Source organism: Rhizobium sp. BK376, assembly GCF_004341625.1.
Lineage (GTDB): Bacteria > Pseudomonadota > Alphaproteobacteria > Rhizobiales > Rhizobiaceae > Rhizobium.
In genome coordinates, this window is sequence record NZ_SLZG01000002.1 from 37711 (window position 1) to 53137 (window position 15427).

15 protein-coding genes are annotated in these 15427 nt (G+C 60.7%); 5 read left to right on the top strand and 10 right to left on the bottom strand.

Annotation, left to right across the window (positions count from 1 at the left end; all coding sequences use genetic code 11):
- Positions 1–95: 95 nt before the first annotated feature.
- On the bottom strand, positions 96–1946 hold the full coding sequence (locus EV561_RS04715; RefSeq protein ID WP_132518177.1) for a M3 family oligoendopeptidase: 1851 nt from the start codon (positions 1944–1946) through the stop codon (positions 96–98).
- Positions 1947–2163: 217 nt separating this feature from the next.
- On the opposite strand from EV561_RS04715, the gene EV561_RS04720 reads away from it, so the two are divergent.
- Positions 2164–3744 carry a sigma-54 dependent transcriptional regulator gene (locus EV561_RS04720; RefSeq protein WP_132518179.1) on the top strand — a complete coding sequence of 527 codons (1581 nt, stop codon included), beginning with the start codon at positions 2164–2166 and terminating at the stop codon, positions 3742–3744.
- 172 nt (positions 3745–3916) lie between these two features.
- Positions 3917–5950 carry a DUF882 domain-containing protein gene (locus EV561_RS04725; protein WP_132518181.1) on the top strand — a complete coding sequence of 678 codons (2034 nt, stop codon included), beginning with the start codon at positions 3917–3919 and terminating at the stop codon, positions 5948–5950.
- A 126-nt stretch (positions 5951–6076) separates the two neighbouring features.
- On the opposite strand, the gene EV561_RS04730 is transcribed toward EV561_RS04725, so the two are convergent.
- The 3 genes from EV561_RS04730 to EV561_RS04740 all read right to left on the bottom strand — a co-directional run bounded on the left by EV561_RS04730 (position 6077) and on the right by EV561_RS04740 (position 7549).
- Positions 6077–6340 (bottom strand): DUF2312 domain-containing protein, encoded by a 264-nt coding sequence (locus EV561_RS04730; protein WP_132518183.1) that lies wholly within the window; start codon positions 6338–6340, stop codon positions 6077–6079.
- A 96-nt stretch (positions 6341–6436) separates the two neighbouring features.
- Positions 6437–6742, bottom strand: a complete 306-nt coding sequence (locus tag EV561_RS04735) for a DUF1244 domain-containing protein (protein ID WP_132518185.1) — start codon at positions 6740–6742, stop codon at positions 6437–6439.
- 12 nt (positions 6743–6754) lie between these two features.
- The gene (locus EV561_RS04740) at positions 6755–7549 is read right to left on the bottom strand and encodes an N-formylglutamate amidohydrolase (protein WP_132518187.1); all 795 of its coding nucleotides are present in this window, start codon (positions 7547–7549) and stop codon (positions 6755–6757) included.
- A gap of 195 nt (positions 7550–7744) precedes the next feature.
- Here EV561_RS04740 and EV561_RS04745 point away from each other — a divergent pair, with 195 nt between their 5' ends.
- The 3 genes from EV561_RS04745 to EV561_RS04755 all read left to right on the top strand — a co-directional run bounded on the left by EV561_RS04745 (position 7745) and on the right by EV561_RS04755 (position 10751).
- On the top strand, positions 7745–8239 hold the full coding sequence (locus tag EV561_RS04745; protein ID WP_132518189.1) for a DUF1036 domain-containing protein: 495 nt from the start codon (positions 7745–7747) through the stop codon (positions 8237–8239).
- Positions 8239–9678 (top strand): pyruvate kinase, encoded by a 1440-nt coding sequence (gene pyk / locus EV561_RS04750; RefSeq protein WP_132518191.1) that lies wholly within the window; start codon positions 8239–8241, stop codon positions 9676–9678. Before EV561_RS04745 ends, pyk begins: the two co-directional genes overlap by 1 nt.
- A gap of 191 nt (positions 9679–9869) precedes the next feature.
- A complete protein-coding gene (locus tag EV561_RS04755; protein WP_132518193.1) occupies positions 9870–10751 on the top strand; it encodes an NAD(P)-dependent oxidoreductase in 882 nt (293 codons plus the stop codon).
- A gap of 20 nt (positions 10752–10771) precedes the next feature.
- On the opposite strand, the gene EV561_RS04760 is transcribed toward EV561_RS04755, so the two are convergent.
- The 6 genes from EV561_RS04760 to EV561_RS04785 form a co-directional block, all read right to left on the bottom strand.
- Positions 10772–11755, bottom strand: a complete 984-nt coding sequence (locus EV561_RS04760) for a threonine/serine dehydratase (RefSeq protein WP_132518195.1) — start codon at positions 11753–11755, stop codon at positions 10772–10774.
- Positions 11756–11904: 149 nt separating this feature from the next.
- Positions 11905–13095: an aminotransferase class I/II-fold pyridoxal phosphate-dependent enzyme gene (locus EV561_RS04765; protein WP_132518197.1), complete on the bottom strand. Its 1191-nt coding sequence runs from the start codon at positions 13093–13095 to the stop codon at positions 11905–11907.
- Positions 13096–13314: 219 nt separating this feature from the next.
- Positions 13315–13854: an RES family NAD+ phosphorylase gene (locus EV561_RS04770; protein ID WP_132518199.1), complete on the bottom strand. Its 540-nt coding sequence runs from the start codon at positions 13852–13854 to the stop codon at positions 13315–13317.
- A 114-nt stretch (positions 13855–13968) separates the two neighbouring features.
- Positions 13969–14541 carry a DUF4865 family protein gene (locus tag EV561_RS04775; RefSeq protein ID WP_132518201.1) on the bottom strand — a complete coding sequence of 191 codons (573 nt, stop codon included), beginning with the start codon at positions 14539–14541 and terminating at the stop codon, positions 13969–13971.
- Positions 14538–14966 (bottom strand): cupin domain-containing protein, encoded by a 429-nt coding sequence (locus EV561_RS04780; RefSeq protein ID WP_132518203.1) that lies wholly within the window; start codon positions 14964–14966, stop codon positions 14538–14540. Before EV561_RS04780 ends, EV561_RS04775 begins: the two co-directional genes overlap by 4 nt.
- Before the next feature lie 20 nt (positions 14967–14986).
- Positions 14987–15376, bottom strand: coding sequence for a tautomerase family protein (locus EV561_RS04785; protein WP_132518205.1), 390 nt, complete (start codon positions 15374–15376; stop codon positions 14987–14989).
- Between the last annotated feature and the right edge of the window lie 51 nt (positions 15377–15427).

Below are 15427 nucleotides of genomic sequence, written 5' to 3' on the forward strand. Positions count from 1 at the left end.
ACCTGGCGACACGCTGAACCGCTTGAGATGCGCGCAGTCAAAGCCGCTTGTGATCTACCTCCATGTGCAGGGGTGCCCAGCACGCGGCGCAGCGCTTACCCCCGATCCAACGCCTCAAGCTCATCGATCAAGCCTTCGATCATCGACAGACCCTTGCTCCAGAAGGACGGATCCGTCGCATCAAGCCCGAACGGCTTCAGGAGTTCGGAATGGTGCTTGGTTCCGCCGGCTTTCAGTAGCTCGAAATACTTGTCCTGGAAGCCCTGTTCGGCGTTCTGGTAGACCGCGTAGAGCGAGTTCACCAGGCAGTCGCCGAAGGCATAAGCGTAGACATAGAAAGGCGAGTGGATGAAGTGCGGGATATAGGTCCAGTAGGTCTCGTAGCCTTCCGAAATCTTGATCGCAGGTCCGAGGCTTTCCGACTGCACCGATAGCCAGAGTTCGCCGATATCGTCCGCCGTCAGCTCGCCAGCTTTCCTAGCGGTGTGGACCTTACGCTCGAATTCGTAGAAGGCGATCTGGCGCACGACGGTGTTGATCATGTCCTCGACCTTCTGGGCGAGCATGGCCTTGCGCTCGCGCTTATCAGTGGTCTTGTCGAGCAGCGCGCGGAAAGTCAGCATCTCGCCGAAGACGGAAGCGGTTTCGGCAAGCGTCAGCGGCGTCTGGCACATCAGCGCGCCCTGGCCGCCGGCCAGCACCTGATGGACGCCGTGGCCGAGCTCGTGGGCGAGCGTCATCACGTCACGCGGCTTGCCGAGATAGTTGACGAGCACATAGGGGTGCGCGGAGGGAACGGTCGGATGGGCAAAGGCGCCGGGCGCCTTGCCGGGGCGAACAGGCGCGTCGATCCATTGCTCATCGAAGAAGCGCTTGGCGATCGAAGCCATCTTGGGAGCGAAATCCCCATAGGCCGAAAGAACCGTTTCCCTTGCCTCGCTCCAGGGGATGAGGGCATTCGGCGTTTCGGGAAGCGGCGCGTTGCGATCCCAGAAATTCATCTGCTCCATGCCGAGCCACTTCGCCTTCATCTTGTAATAGCGATGCGACAGGCGCGGATAGGCATCGCGGACGGCAGCGGCAAGCGCATCGACCACATCACGCTCGACGCGGTTGGCCAGGTGCCTGCTGTCGGCGATATCCTCGAAACCGCGCCAGCGATCTGCGATGTCCTTATCCTTGGCGAGTGTATTCGTGATCAGCGTGAAGACGCGCAGGTTCGCCCTAAAGGTTTCGGCGAGCGCCACCGCCGCCTTCTTGCGCGTTTCGGGCTCGGGGTCCTGGAGCAGGTTCAGTGTGACTTCCAAAGGCAGCTTTTCACCGTCGATCTCGAAGCGGAGATCGGCCATCGTCTCGTCGAAGAGCCGATTGAAGGCAGCGGCCGAGGTCATCGACTTTTCGAGAAACAGCTGCTCGATCTTGTCGTCGAGCTGATAGGGCTTGTCCTTCCTGAGATCGACGATCCAGGGGCGGTAGTGGCCGGCAGCTGAATCATTGACCATGCAGGCGTCCATGATGGCGTCTTCGATGCGGTTGAGCTCCAGCGGGAAGAACAGGAGATGGGCCGCATATTCGGTCAGCTTCGCCTGGACGTCGCCATAGAGTTTGCCGTTGGCCGGATCGGTCGTGTTGGAAAAATAGGTGAGGCCGGCAAAGGAGCCGAGGCGGCCCATGACATCATCCAGGGTCTCATATTCCTTGAGGGCTGCGCCGATACCTTCATCGCCACTCTTCATCGCTGCCGTGGCAAGCTTGCCTTTCCATTTTTCCTCGAAGGCGATCGATGCCTTGCCTGCCTTTTCCATATCGCTGACGAAAGCGGTCGATGTGGCCGAAGGATAGAGATCCTGCAATTTCCAAGTCGGCAGGTCGCCGAGCTCGGCCGAACCGGCTGCGGAAGGATCGGCTGAAAGGTTAAGGGCGGAGCGGAAGGAATGGGGACTCATGAGCATTGTTCCTCTGCTTTTCTTTATCTGGCACGGTCCATACCGTGTCTATTGCGCCCTGAAGGCCACCGCAAGCCTTGATTTTCGGGCAGAAAGCGTCGGTCTGGAACGATTTCGACGTTTGTTGCGATGCTTAAAATGCAATTGTTTCTCAAAACTGGATGTTCAAGCCTTTCTGTCAGAGTCTCCGCCAGGTTTCGCATGAGGTGAGGCACCAATGACCGCATATAACGACGCCAAGGGGGGCGCGCAGATTCTTGTTGTAGAGGATGATCCTGTACAGCGGCGTCTGCTCAAGAATGCCGTGGAGCGATATGGATATATCGCCCATATGGCAGAGAATGGCCGGCTCGGCCTGGAAATCTTGAAGCGCAACAGCGGCCAAATCAATGTGATCGTACTCGATCTCATGATGCCGGAGATGAACGGCCTGGAGTTTCTCGGCGCCCTGCACGAGATGGGAACGGATATTCCCGTCATCGTGCAGACGGGGCAGGGGGGCATCGAGACCGTGGTGCAGGCCATGCGTGCCGGCGCCTTCGATTTCGTGGTCAAGCCGGTATCGCCGGAACGGATCGCGAGTTCGATCTCCAACGCTCTGAAACTCGACCAGCGCGAGGCAAAAGCCCGAGCCGGACGCAAGTCGCGTTCGGGGGCCATCAGTTTCGAGGATATCGTATCCGCCAGCCCGGCGATGATGCGGGTCATCGATCTGGCCCAGCGCGCTGCGCAATCCACGATCCCCGTCGTGCTCGAAGGTGAATCCGGCGTCGGCAAGGAGCTGGTGGCACGCGCCATCCAGGCCGGCAGCGATCGCTCGGGCAAACCGTTCGTGACGGTCAATTGCGGTGCCATTCCGCATAATCTCGTCGAGAGCATCCTGTTCGGCCACGAGAAGGGCGCGTTTACCGGCGCGACGGAGCGCCACATCGGCAAGTTCATGGAAGCCGACGGCGGCACTCTGTTCCTCGACGAGGTCGGCGACCTGCCGCTCGAGGTTCAGGTCAAGCTGCTGCGCGCCGTGCAGCAGGGCGAGATCGAAACGGTGGGCGCGCGCCAGCCGCACAAGGTCAATGTCCGGCTGATCTCGGCCACCAACAAGGACCTCATAGAAGAAGTGAAGGCCGGCCGGTTCCGCGAGGATCTCTATTACCGCCTGAACGTCTTCCCGATCACCATGCCGGCGCTGCGTCGCCGCAAGGAAGACATTCCGCATCTCGTCCGGGTCTTTGCCGAGCGGTTTGCGCATGAGCAGAAGATCGGCCATTCGATCGGCGTCAGCGCCGGCGCGCTTGCGCTGCTGACCGCCTATGACTGGCCGGGCAATATCCGCCAGCTGGAAAACGCGATCTTCCGCGCCGTGGTGCTTGCACAGGGTCCGGAACTCGTGGAAGCCGATTTCCCGCAGATCGCAGCACAGCTGCCCGGTTACCTCACATCGGACCATCTGACGATTGTCGCGGATGGCCGTCGTCCCTCGCTTGTCGAGGCAGTTCCGGCTTCGGCCGACAACCACGAAACGGGCGCGGAAACGGTCCATGCACCGATGTCGCATGTCTCGCCAGCAGAGGCCGTCGATCTCTTCACGCCGGACAATGTGATCGTCAGCACAGGTCCCTCGGGCGACGTGCGCAAGCTTGCCGACGTGGAAGAAGAGCTCATTCGATTCGCGCTGAAATTCTACCGCGGGCAGATGAGCCAGGTGGCGCGCAAGCTCGGGATTGGCCGATCAACCCTCTATCGAAAGTTGAAGGACTACGGGATAGACCCGGATGACCCGCAAAAACACGCCGCATGACGGATTTTTTAATGATTAGACAAGCATAATTTGTTACCCGTCGTAAATGTCTTGTTAGTGGATCGTTCACTATGTAAAGAAGAGGTTGATCAGCTGTGGCATTTTTGCCATCGTGTGACCGCAATTGACAGCCATTTGATCGTGATACGACGTCTGTCGGACGGGGACCGATTTGCCTAGTTTGAATGGAAATACCAAGCGCGAAGGCTTGAGCATATTTTCCGTGTGCTCTGCGATAAGCCGCAAGGTGGCCAAGGCAGTTGCTGTGGTCCTCCTTGCCGCAGCCGTTTCCACTCCCGTATTCGTCAGTACGCCTACGCAGGCGACTGGCGATACGCGCAGTCTCAAGATCTATTACGTCCATACCGGCGAAAAGGCGGTCATCACCTATAAGCGGAACGGCAAGTTCGACCCGCGTGGCCTCGAGCAGCTGAACCGAATCCTGCGCGACTGGCGCAAGAACCAGCCGACCAAGATGAACCCCCGCCTGTTCGATCTGATCTGGGAAGTCTACCGCGAGAGCGGCTCGCATGAATTCATCTACGTGATCTGCGGCTTCCGTTCGCCGGAAACCAACGAAATGCTGCGCACTCGCACCTCCCATACCGGCGTTGCCAAGAAGAGCCAGCATATGCTCGGCAACGCGATGGATTTCTACATTCCTGACGTCAAGCTCTCCAAGCTTCGCGAAATCGGCATGAAGCAGCAAGAGGGCGGCGTCGGCTTCTACCCGACATCGGGCTCGCCGTTCGTGCATATGGACGTTGGCGGCGTGCGCGCATGGCCGCGCATGGATCGCCAGGATCTCGTCCGTCTCTTCCCCGATGGCAAGACGATGCATATCCCGGCCGACGGCAAGCCGCTGCCGGGCTACCAGGAGGCTGTCGCCGATTACAAGCGTCGTCTCGCCGGCGAAGATATCCAGATGGCCAGCGCTTCGCCGAAACATCGCGGCTTCTTCGCCATGCTGTTTGGTGGTGGCGGTGCTGACGAGGACGAGGATAATTCCGATACCGAATCGGATACCGCAACTCCGGCCAAGGCAGCGCCTGTCGCCGTTGCCTCCAATCAGGCCCAGTCTGACGATGACGATTCAGGCGCGCCCGCTTCGGCCGCTGCGCAGGTCGCAAGCGTGAACGCGCCCATTCCGCAGGTTCGTCCGGCCTTCGGCGATGCGCCTGGCGGCAGCGAAGTTGCATCCGCACTGGTCTCGCCTTCGCAGGGTAACGCCGCCCAGGATGCGCTCAATGCTGCCTTGCCTGCCAATGGCCAGCAGCAATCGGCCGATCTCAGCGCCTATAACGTTCCCGTCCCTTCGCTGCTTGAAAACCGGCGCTCGCCCGGGGATGCCGGAGTCGCCTCTGGCGATCCCGAAATCGCGTCCGTCGATCCTGACATGAGCGGAGAGCGGCTCACCGGCGTTCCGGTTCCGGCCGAGCGTCCTGCCGTCGCCGAGAACCTTCTTGCGTCGACTGATGCCGATCCAGACGCGCAGGACGATGCAGCCGACGAGGGCACACTATCTCCGGCAGTCGTAGCTGCGCTTGAGCAGCGTCGGGCCGATGAAAACCTTCAGAACACGGTGTCCGCGCCTGCTGTTCCGGTCAATACTGCTCCGGCGGTCGCTTCCAACCCTGCTCCGACGGTCGCATCCAATCCGACCCCGACGGTTGCTTCCAATTCGGTGCCCGTGCCGGTTCCGCCGCCTGGACAGATGCCTGTGAACGCCTTGCAGGCCATCAACGCGGCAATGCCTAAGAAGGTGCCTACGCCGCGTCCTCCGGTGCAGATGGCAGCGCTTGCGCCTGTCAGCGTCAGCGGCACTGCTCGTTTCGGCGATGCGTTTGAGGTGCAGCCGCAATCCTCCGCACTGCAGGGCAATCCGATCGCGGCAGGTCTTCCCGTCAAGGGCGGTCGTCCCGGCAAGCAGGATGCAGATGTTGCGAGCGCAAGCCACGCCGCCGTCCGCACCGAGCCTAAGCTGACCGAAAAGATGATCTCGCAATGGGCGCTGACCAATTCCCGCCTGGAGGTCAGCAACCGACCCGTCAAGGCGCCGCGCTTCGTCAGCCAGACGCTCCGCGCCCAGCCGGTCGCGGTCTATACACAGGGCTTCAAGGTGCAGACCGCGTCGATCGATCCGGGTCGCTTCAGCGGCACCGCCGTGAATTTCTTGGAAGTCAAGAAGTTCAATTCGGTCCAGTAATCGTAGGGTTTATTCCAAAAGAAAACCGCCGGAGCGATCCGGCGGTTTTTCGTTTCTGCGTCAAATCAAAGAGGTAGAGCGCTTCCGCGATTTCAAGAAAAGCGGAAATGCCCTAACGTCCTTGGCTCAGCCTTCCGGCGGAGCCTCGATCATGCCGAGTGCATGCAGGTAGGTATCGAGGATCAGGTCCTCTTCCATGCGTTCCTGATCGTCCTTCTTGCGCAGCGCGACGACCTTCTTCAGGATCTTGGTGTCGAATCCCATGCCTTTGGCTTCGCCATAGACATCCTTGATATCGTCGGCGATGGTCTTCTTTTCTTCTTCCAGCCGTTCGATGCGCTCGACAAAAGCGCGAAGCTGATCGCGGGCGACGCCATGAGCATCAGACATCATTGTCTCCTGATTGCGTGATGGATTTGGAATTTGGTCGGGTCGTTGACCTGCCGCGAACGGGACCGAAGGTCAAGCCGTTTCAAGGGAAGGCGGCTATTCTTTCGGTTTATTGCGTTCGAAATCGGCTTTTTGCACAGGGCTGGCCTCGGCCTGATGCAGCCTTTTCCAATCTTCGTAGGGCATGCCGTAGACCTTTTCGCGCGATTCCTCCTTGGAGACATCGAGGCCGGCCTCGTCGGCGGCTTCGCGATACCAATTGGAGAGGCAATTGCGGCAGAAGCCGGCAAGGTTCATGAGGTCGATGTTCTGGACATCGCTACGCTCGCGCAGGTGCGAGATCAGGCGACGGAAGGCAGCGGCTTCCAGTTCGGTCTGCTGGTCTTTGCTCAACTCGGTCATTGGTCTGTCTCCTCACGCCTCATATGGGCCGGTGCGCGAAGCGTGGATTTCGTATTCGTGCAGCGCCGGATCGGCGTTCAATTGTTCGAAGATCGGCGCCAGCCGGGCGGCCCATTCGGCAATGCCGTCTTCGTCGCCGATCAGATCCTGCCGAACCTCCAGCAACGCATGCGGTATGCCTTTCACCATGCAATGGCGGTACATGGTATCGCCTCTCAACGCGCCGTCATAGGGTTCGTTGTCACCGATCACGAGATCGGTATCCTCACGCAGCTTTGCAAGCAGCGGCAGGACCGCGCGAGCATCGCTGTCCCACAGCACGCTCGCATGCCACGGGCGAGGCACGCCCTTCCAGGCGGGCGTGAAGGAATGCATGGACAGCACCAGCGGTGCCTTGCCGATTGCGCGCTCGATCGCGGCGATCTCGGCCGATACGGCATGATGATACGGCCGGTGGAATGCGTCGATGCGATAGTTCCATTCTTCATCCGAGATCGGATGATTGCCGGGAATGATGGCGCCGTCGGAGATCTTCATGATCAGCGTCGGGTCGTCCTCGCCGCGGTTAGGATCGATCAACAGACGGGAAAAGCCGCCGAGGACAGCCGGGACGCCGAGCTTTTCGGCGAGCGCCTTGCACAGGCCTTCTACACCGATGTCATAGGCGATGTGGCGGGCAAAGGCGGTCTCGGCAAGGCCCAGGCGACCATAGCGATCGGGCAGGCGGTTCATGGCGTGGTCGCCAAGAATGACCATGCCTTTGTCACGATTGCCGGATATGATTTGGTAAGGATTGAAGTCGTCCACGAGGGGATTGCCCTTGCCTCATTTACAGTCGCTGCTTGATGGCATGCGTGCGCCGAAGGTGCAAGGCTTGCCGGATCGCCAGTGCTGCGAGAGGTCGTCATGACGATGGCGTGAAACGAATATAACCGATTAGCATTGCGTTGACATTCGGCTGATGGCAGCGCAAGAAGACGAAACAAAAATAACCGTGGAGCCATTGAAGCCGTGTTCAGCACAGTCGCGCCAAGCTTCGTTACGCGGTCCGGTCCGCTTGCTCGAATTGCCCTCTTCGCCTTTGCCGCCTTCTCGCCGTTCTTCATAGCGAATGCCGCCCATGCGGACTTCCGTGTCTGCAACGGAACACAGAATCTCGTCGGCGTGGCGATCGGTTACCGGGCCAAGGAAGGCTGGACGACGGAAGGCTGGTGGCAGGTGCCGGCAACGACCTGTGCGACGCTGATCGAAGGCCCGCTTCAATCCAGATATTATTACCTTTACGCAGAGGACGCCGCCCGGGGAGGACGTTGGACGGGCGATGTCGACATGTGCGTGGCGGAAAATGAATTCAAGATCGTCGGCGTGAAGGATTGCTACGCCCGCGGTCATCAGAAAATGGGATTCAAGGAATATGACACCGGACGTCAGGCGAGCTGGATGGTTCAGCTCTCCGATAGTCCTAGCGCCCAGGCAAATCAGGGAAGCCAGAATTAATGAGACGCAACCGAAAAGTTAAAATCCTCGCCACGCTGGGTCCGGCCTCGTCCTCCGAGGAAATGATCCAGAAGCTGCACGAAGCCGGCGCCGATCTGTTCCGCATCAACATGAGCCATGCCAGCCATGATGTGATGCGGTCGCTGATCGAGCGCATCCGTGCGGTCGAGACCCGTTCCGGTCGTCCGATCGGCATTCTCGCTGACTTGCAGGGTCCCAAGCTGCGCGTCGGGAAGTTTGCCGATACCAAGGTCGATCTCAAGATCGGCCAGACGTTCACGCTGGATAACAACGACACGCCCGGCGACAACAGCCGCGTGTTCCTGCCGCATCCGGAAATTCTCGAAGCGGTAAAACCTGGCGATCGCCTGCTGATCGACGACGGCAAGCTCGCTCTGCGCGCTGAAAAATGCGATGGCAAGAGCATCGTCACGACCGTGATTGCGGGCACGAAGATTTCCGACCGCAAGGGCGTGAGCCTGCCCGATACCATTCTGACTGCCGGCGTTCTGACGGACAAGGACAGGGCCGACCTCGACGCGGTTCTCGCAACCGACGATGTCGACTGGATCGCGCTGTCCTTCGTGCAGCGTCCGGAAGACCTGGTCGACGTGCGCAAGATCGTTCGCGGTCGCGCCGGCCTGATGGCGAAGATTGAAAAGCCGCAGGCGATCGAGCATATCGAAGAGATCATCGAGCTGTCCGACGCGCTGATGGTTGCCCGCGGCGATCTCGGCGTTGAAATGCCGCTCGAAGCCGTTCCGGGCATCCAGAAGCAGCTGATCCGCGCCTGCCGCCGTTCCGGCAAGCCGGTCGTCGTTGCGACGCAGATGCTGGAATCGATGATTACGTCGCCGGTTCCGACCCGCGCCGAAGTGTCCGACGTCGCGACCGCCGTCTTCGAAGGCGCCGACGCCGTCATGCTGTCGGCAGAATCCGCTTCGGGCGACTATCCGGTCGAAGCCGTCGCCATGATGGCCTCGATCGCCCGCACGATCGAGCGCGAGCCGCATTATCCCGGCGTCATCTACGCCCAGCGCCCGCAGCCGGAAGCAACCGGCGCCGACGCCATCTCGCTTGCCGCCCGTCAGATCGCAGAGACGCTGAAGCTTTCGGCGATCGTCTGCTACACCTCGTCGGGTACCACTGGTCTTCGCGCTTCGCGCGAGCGTCCGCAGGTTCCGATCATCGCCCTGTCGCCGATCATCCAGACCGCTCGCCGTCTCTCCGTCGTATGGGGCCTGCACTGTGTGGTCACGCATGATGCGACCGACCTGGACGATATGGTCGATCGCGCCTGCCGCATCGTCGCCGCCGAAGAGTTCGGCAAGCCGGGCGACCGCATCATCATCTCCGCCGGCGTCCCTCTCGGAACGCCTGGTGCCACCAACATGCTGCGCATCGCCTATATCGGTTCCGACGGCCAGAGCGGCATCTGAACCGATCAGGCTCGAATAGCTGAGGCCCGCTGCCGAAAGACAGCGGGCTTTTTCGTTGATATGGGTGGCATATAGTCCTTTCCAACGCATAGCTGTTCTGCCCTGACATGGGATTTGAAACGCCGACGCGCTTGTCTACATTGCCGGGGGTATTCGGGCGGATCGCCGTCAGGCAGGATGGAGAAGAAGAGATGAAAGTCGGCTTTATCGGATTGGGTCAGATGGGCAGCGCCATGGCGTCAAACCTGTTGAAGGCGGGCCATGCGGTGACGGTTTACAATCGCTCGCGCGACAAGGCGGAGGCGCTTGCAGTAGAGGGCGCAAAGGTTGCGGCATCGCCGGCCGAGGCCTGCGACAACGAAGCGGTGTTTACCATGCTAGCCAATGACGATGCGCTTTCGGCCGTCGTTCACGGCGACCAGGGGCTGATTGCCGGTCTCGCCAAGGGGGCGATCCATATCTCGGCTAGCACCATCAGCGTTGCCATGTCCGAGCGGCTTACCAGGGAACACGCTGAAGCCGGCCAGCGCTTCGTCGCAGCCCCCGTCTTCGGCCGGCCGGAAGCAGCGGCGGCTGCAAAGCTCTTCATTATTGCGGCCGGCGCCAAGGATGCTGTCGATGCGGTATCACCGCTGTTTGACGCGATCGGCCAACGCACCTTCGTCGTTTCCGAGGAGCCGAAAGCCGCCAGTCTCGTCAAGCTCAGCGGCAACTTCATGATCGCTTCGACCATCGAAACGCTCGGCGAAGCTATGGCGCTGGCGGAGAAGGGTGGTGTCGATCGCCATCAATATCTCGACATCCTGACCTCGACGCTGTTCACGGCGCCGATCTTCAAGACCTATGGCGGACTGATCGCCGACCGCAAATTCGAGCCGGCAGGTTTTGCAGCACCCCTCGGACAGAAGGATATCCGTCTGGCGCTCGCCGCTGCTGAATCGCTCAACGTGCCGTTGCCGCTGGCAAGCCTTTTGCGTGACCGCTTCCTGACCCTGCTCGCCCATGGCGGCGAGAAGCTGGACTGGTCCGCCGTTGGTGCCCTGGCAGCAAAGGACGCCGGGCTCAAGGATTAAAGAGAGGCCCAACCGGGCCTCTATGCCGCAACGCCTCCGTGGCTCAATGCGCGTGTGAACACGTCGCCGTCGACATTGCCGCCTGATGTCACGGCGATCACGGTATCGCCGTTGATCTCGTTGCCGTGGAAGAGTGCCGCCGCCAACGCGACGGCGCCGCCCGGTTCGACGACGATCTTGAGCCGGGTAAAGGCAAGAGCCATGGCTTCCTGCGCCTCATCGTCGGTCACGACGATGCCGGGACCGCACAGGCGCTTCATGATCGGGAAGGTAATGTTGCCGGGCTGCGGGGTGACGATGGCATCGCAGATCGAGCCCTGCATGGCGGCGTTGCGCTCGATCTTGCCTGAGGCGAGGGAGCGCGTCGTATCGTCGAAACCGAAGGGTTCGCAGGGACGAACCTTGAAGCCGGGGGCCTTGGCTTCCAGCGCCAGGGCTATGCCCGATGTCAGGCCACCGCCGCCGCAGGGGACCAGCACCTCGGCGGACGTAATTTCATGCTCCTGCGCCTGCTCGGCGATTTCAAGCCCTGTCGTGCCCTGGCCGGCGATGACCAGAGGCTCATCGAAAGGCTTGATCAGGGTCAGGCCGCGTTCTCTGGACAGGCGCGCGCCGATCTCGTCACGGTCTTCCTTGACGCGATCGTAGAGGACGACTTCGGCACCGAAGGCGCGGGTATTGTCGATCTTCAGCTTCGGCGCATCCGTCGGCATGACGATGACCGAGGGGACCCCGTGCAGCTTGGCGGCCAGCGCCACGCCCTGCGCATGATTTCCCGATGAAAAGGCAATCACACCTTTGGCGCGGACCGACGGTTCCAAGGCAGAGACAGCCGACCAACCGCCGCGAAACTTGAACGAGCCGGAATGCTGGAGGCATTCGGCTTTCACGAAGAGGCGGCGCCCCGCAATATCATCCAGGAAAGGGGAGGAGAGAATCGGCGTGCGGCGTGCGCGGCCGCCCAGGCGAATGCGGGCGGCTTCGATCATTGCGATATCGACCATGGAAAATGCTCTCTGCTGCAGAAAGGTAAGTCCCTCTATCCATAGGACGGAGCGACATTTTGCGAAACAGCGACTTTGTCGCGGTGACAGCATTTTTTTCGAGGTCAGGCAGCAGATGCCGCCCCTTGGTAATTCCTGCTCGCCAGGCGTTAGGCCGCGACTTCCCGGATCGCTCGCGCAAAGACGGGCAAGGAGCGCTCCACCATGCCGTCGTTTGCGGTCAAGCTGATCCGCAGGCGTCCGGGCAATTGGGCGACGCTGCCGGGCAGCACCCAGATGCCGTCCTTTGCAAGACGCGCCGCGAAGGCCATGTCGTCAGGTATCGGGGAGCGGGGAATGAGATAGAAGGTACCTTCGGGCACCGGCAGGTCGTATCCCGCTGCTCTCAGGCCTTCGATCATGCGATCGCGCCGCCGCTGAAGGGCTGCGACATCGACGCTGAGTTTCTCCAGATCAGGCAGTGCCCGCTGCATGGTACGGCCGGCGAAAGCCCAACCATGTGAAACCTGTGCCATGTCGACAGCCTCGCGCAGCCGTATGCGGTCCGCCTCGGGCATATCCGCCCCGAGTGCGAGCCAGCCCAGGCGCTCGCCGGGGGCGAGCAAGGTCTTGCCGAAGGAATAGGCGACCAGCGTGTGCGGATAGCTCTCGGCCGGGCTGATATGGGCATGGCCGTCAAACACCAGCCGCGCATAGGGCTCGTCGGCAAGGAGATAGATCACCCTGCCAAATCTTTCGGACGCAGCCGTAAGCTTATCCGCGAGCGCGTCGAGCTGGGCGCGGGGAAAGATGCGGCCGGTCGGATTGTGCGGCGTGTTGACAACAACGACGCGGGTGCGCGCGGTGATCATTGCCTCGATCCTTGCGAGATCGAGGTCAAAGGTTTCCGGCACGAGGTCGACAGCGACGGGTGTTCCTGCAGCGCCGCGAATCTGGGCGCCATAGGCAAACCAGCCGGGACGCGGATAGATGACCTCATCTCCCACCTCAAGCACGGCAAGCAGCGCTGCCGCGATTGCGCCGAACCCTCCGGCCGTAATCGCAATGTCGGCCGGCTCATAGGAGCGGCCGCGGGCTTCGCTCAGCCTGCGGGCGACCGTTTCGCGCGCCGGAGAATCATATTTCTTGTAGCCGAACCAGTGAACATCCTGCGGCTCGGCGTGGCGGACCAGCGCATCGACGAGGCCGCGCAACGGCATTTCCTGCGGATTGCCGAACATGAAATCACAGGCATCAGGCCCGAGACCGTCGCCCTCCAGAACCTTTTGCGCAAAATCCATGACGGTGCGCATTTCCTCTGTCACGGCGAGCATCCGGCTGGACACGGTGGCGATTGGCATGACGCACCCCCTGTTGCAGGCGGTGCATATCCCCCGACGAAACCGCCCCTCACCAAGACTACCATTCTTTCGTGATCCACAAATAGTAGAAAGTTCTTATATATTGAGGGAGGCCGACATAAACGAACTTGGCTGGACAAATGGCTGTGTCAGGTCGACATCAGGCATACGACGATCGGGTGACGTAGACTTAATTCCTCGTTCGACAACAGCGACCGCTCACAAGCCCCATTTTGGCCCATCAGGGGTCAGGATGATTTCGACGGGATCACCGCAGACTTCCACGCAGGGGCCGCCAAGTTCATTCCAACGGAACAGGTTGAGGTGCCATCCGCCGGGTATCATCCGAGACCGATCGATGATGCCGTCTGCCCCGGCGGATCGAGCAATATCAACATTGCGCCAGGAGGCAGGCTCTCGTCCTTCGGACAAGGCGATACGCCAGGATTCGTTGGATAGATCACGATCAATTCCAAGCTGCCTGCAAGCCTGTTCGTCATGTTGATCGAGCACCACAGCCTCACTGACCCTCAACGGAACGACAACCCGCGGGCGTTGATCCTCACGCATGTATCCGGCAATGGCCATGATGGACCATTCCAACGCGGCGCTTGTGTAAAGGGTCGGCTCTCCCAAACGATGGTAGCGACCTGCACTGGCCGGACCCGGAGGGTCCAATACCTGGTCAACACGATCTGCCATGACAGAGCGGAAGAAAATCCCGGATACTTTTCTAAATGGTGTTTGGGTCCCGACCATTCCGCAGCTCCGCCCGCTTTGTTCGACTATGCTGCCTCGGCGTCTATGGCGCTATTGCGAAGGTCTCGTGACAGTTACTTCAAGCCGATAGCCGATGCGCTTCAACGGCTACAGTCAATTCGTGTCAGGCAGAGACAGATGGCCGACACTGTAGGTCTGCGCGCCGAGTTGCCGGGCCGATTTCGGCAGATCGGCCCAGAGCCGGAAGCGGACCTCAGTCCAGCTTCCCGGTTCGAAGGCGGCGACTGAGGCGAGTGCTTCGTTCCGTGCGACATCGGCAGAGACGGCATCGCTCTCGCGCTTCCGGATTTCCGCGAGCGGGGCATAGGGTTCTATGTCGATGATCTCGCGGGTGGCGAAACGGGCGGCGCGGATATGTTTCGAGACTTCCGCGTTCCAGACGATCCAGGTCTTCACCTGCGGCCAGCCGAAGGATTGCGTCAGCGTTTCGAAGCCCGGGCCACAGATGAAGTCGCTGAGGCCCTCGCCCTTTTCCCAGACATAGAAGGGTGCATAGAGGTTTTCGGTGCTTGACGTCACCGCATCAGCCTTCCGGGCACTGAGATAGGCCTTGAACTTGAGGTTGGGGAAATTGTCCAGCAGGGGGCCCTTGTCGCGGATGCGGCGATCGATGATCGTCATGTCGTAGTTCGCCGGCAGGGTGAAGGAATATTGCATCGCGATCATGGTCTCAGTCCTCCGTCTTGCTCGACGGCTTCCAGCCAGGTGGCGGTGCTGCCGTCTTTCACGCCCTGGATGCTGATATAGGAAAAGGTGCTTTCCGGGGTAGCGCCATGCCAGTGGCGCTCTCCAGCTTTAAAGGTGATGCAGTCGCCGGCGCGCAGCTCCTCGACCGGACCATCGCCGCGCTGGGCCAGACCCACGCCTGAGAGCACGTAGAGGATCTGGCCCTCCGGATGCGTGTGCCAGCGCGTGATCGTGCCGGGTTCGAGGACGGCGCGCATGGCGGTGAGATCGCCGTCCCTGTTGCCTTCAACCAGCATCTCCACCCAGAAGGGCGCGGTGGCAATGCCGTCAGGAGAGCGCGTAGTGGCACTGCCCGCGCGGTGAACGGGAGAAGCGTCGGCTGTTTGTTTCTGCGAGTTCTGCATTGCCTTCGTCCGGTCCCGTCTCAGGCCTTTTCCAGCATTTGCGCGATGCCGTTGCTGAAGGACCAGTCTTCGAGCTGCGTGGTGGTAACCGTCACCATCACGTCCTCAGGCCGTACGCCGGGTGCGTCGGCGAGCAATTCGACGATGCGCCGGTAGAAGGCCTGCTTCACCTCGGCCGAACGCGGCCTGCCGATGGTGACGTCGAAGAAGATGAAATCGTCGGAGCGTGGGCCGCCGAAATAGTTGCGATCGAAAATCAGTTCGCCAGGCTCCAGCTGATGGATCGTCTGGAAACGGTCGGCCTCCGGCACATTGAAGGTTTCGACCATGGCGCGGTGAAAATTGTCGGAGATGGCCTTCAGGTATTCGGGCGACTTGCCGCGATGAAGGGAGATACGAGTGAAGGGCATGGGAGCCTCCTTGTTGTTCATCGAACTTGACGCAACTGTTATCGCACGCGA

What these genes read in the sequence shown, in the direction of transcription:
- EV561_RS04715 (WP_132518177.1), bottom strand. Translation starts at nt 1,946, where the DNA reads ATGAGTCCCCATTCCTTCCGCTCCGCCCTTAACCTTTCAGCCGATCCT.
- EV561_RS04720 (WP_132518179.1), top strand. Translation starts at nt 2,164, where the DNA reads ATGACCGCATATAACGACGCCAAGGGGGGCGCGCAGATTCTTGTTGTA.
- EV561_RS04730 (WP_132518183.1), bottom strand. Translation starts at nt 6,340, where the DNA reads ATGTCTGATGCTCATGGCGTCGCCCGCGATCAGCTTCGCGCTTTTGTC.
- EV561_RS04735 (WP_132518185.1), bottom strand. Translation starts at nt 6,742, where the DNA reads ATGACCGAGTTGAGCAAAGACCAGCAGACCGAACTGGAAGCCGCTGCC.
- pyk (WP_132518191.1), top strand. Translation starts at nt 8,239, where the DNA reads ATGAGACGCAACCGAAAAGTTAAAATCCTCGCCACGCTGGGTCCGGCC.
- EV561_RS04755 (WP_132518193.1), top strand. Translation starts at nt 9,870, where the DNA reads ATGAAAGTCGGCTTTATCGGATTGGGTCAGATGGGCAGCGCCATGGCG.
- EV561_RS04760 (WP_132518195.1), bottom strand. Translation starts at nt 11,755, where the DNA reads ATGGTCGATATCGCAATGATCGAAGCCGCCCGCATTCGCCTGGGCGGC.
- EV561_RS04765 (WP_132518197.1), bottom strand. Translation starts at nt 13,095, where the DNA reads ATGCCAATCGCCACCGTGTCCAGCCGGATGCTCGCCGTGACAGAGGAA.
- EV561_RS04770 (WP_132518199.1), bottom strand. Translation starts at nt 13,854, where the DNA reads ATGGTCGGGACCCAAACACCATTTAGAAAAGTATCCGGGATTTTCTTC.
- EV561_RS04775 (WP_132518201.1), bottom strand. Translation starts at nt 14,541, where the DNA reads ATGATCGCGATGCAATATTCCTTCACCCTGCCGGCGAACTACGACATG.
- EV561_RS04780 (WP_132518203.1), bottom strand. Translation starts at nt 14,966, where the DNA reads ATGCAGAACTCGCAGAAACAAACAGCCGACGCTTCTCCCGTTCACCGC.
- EV561_RS04785 (WP_132518205.1), bottom strand. Translation starts at nt 15,376, where the DNA reads ATGCCCTTCACTCGTATCTCCCTTCATCGCGGCAAGTCGCCCGAATAC.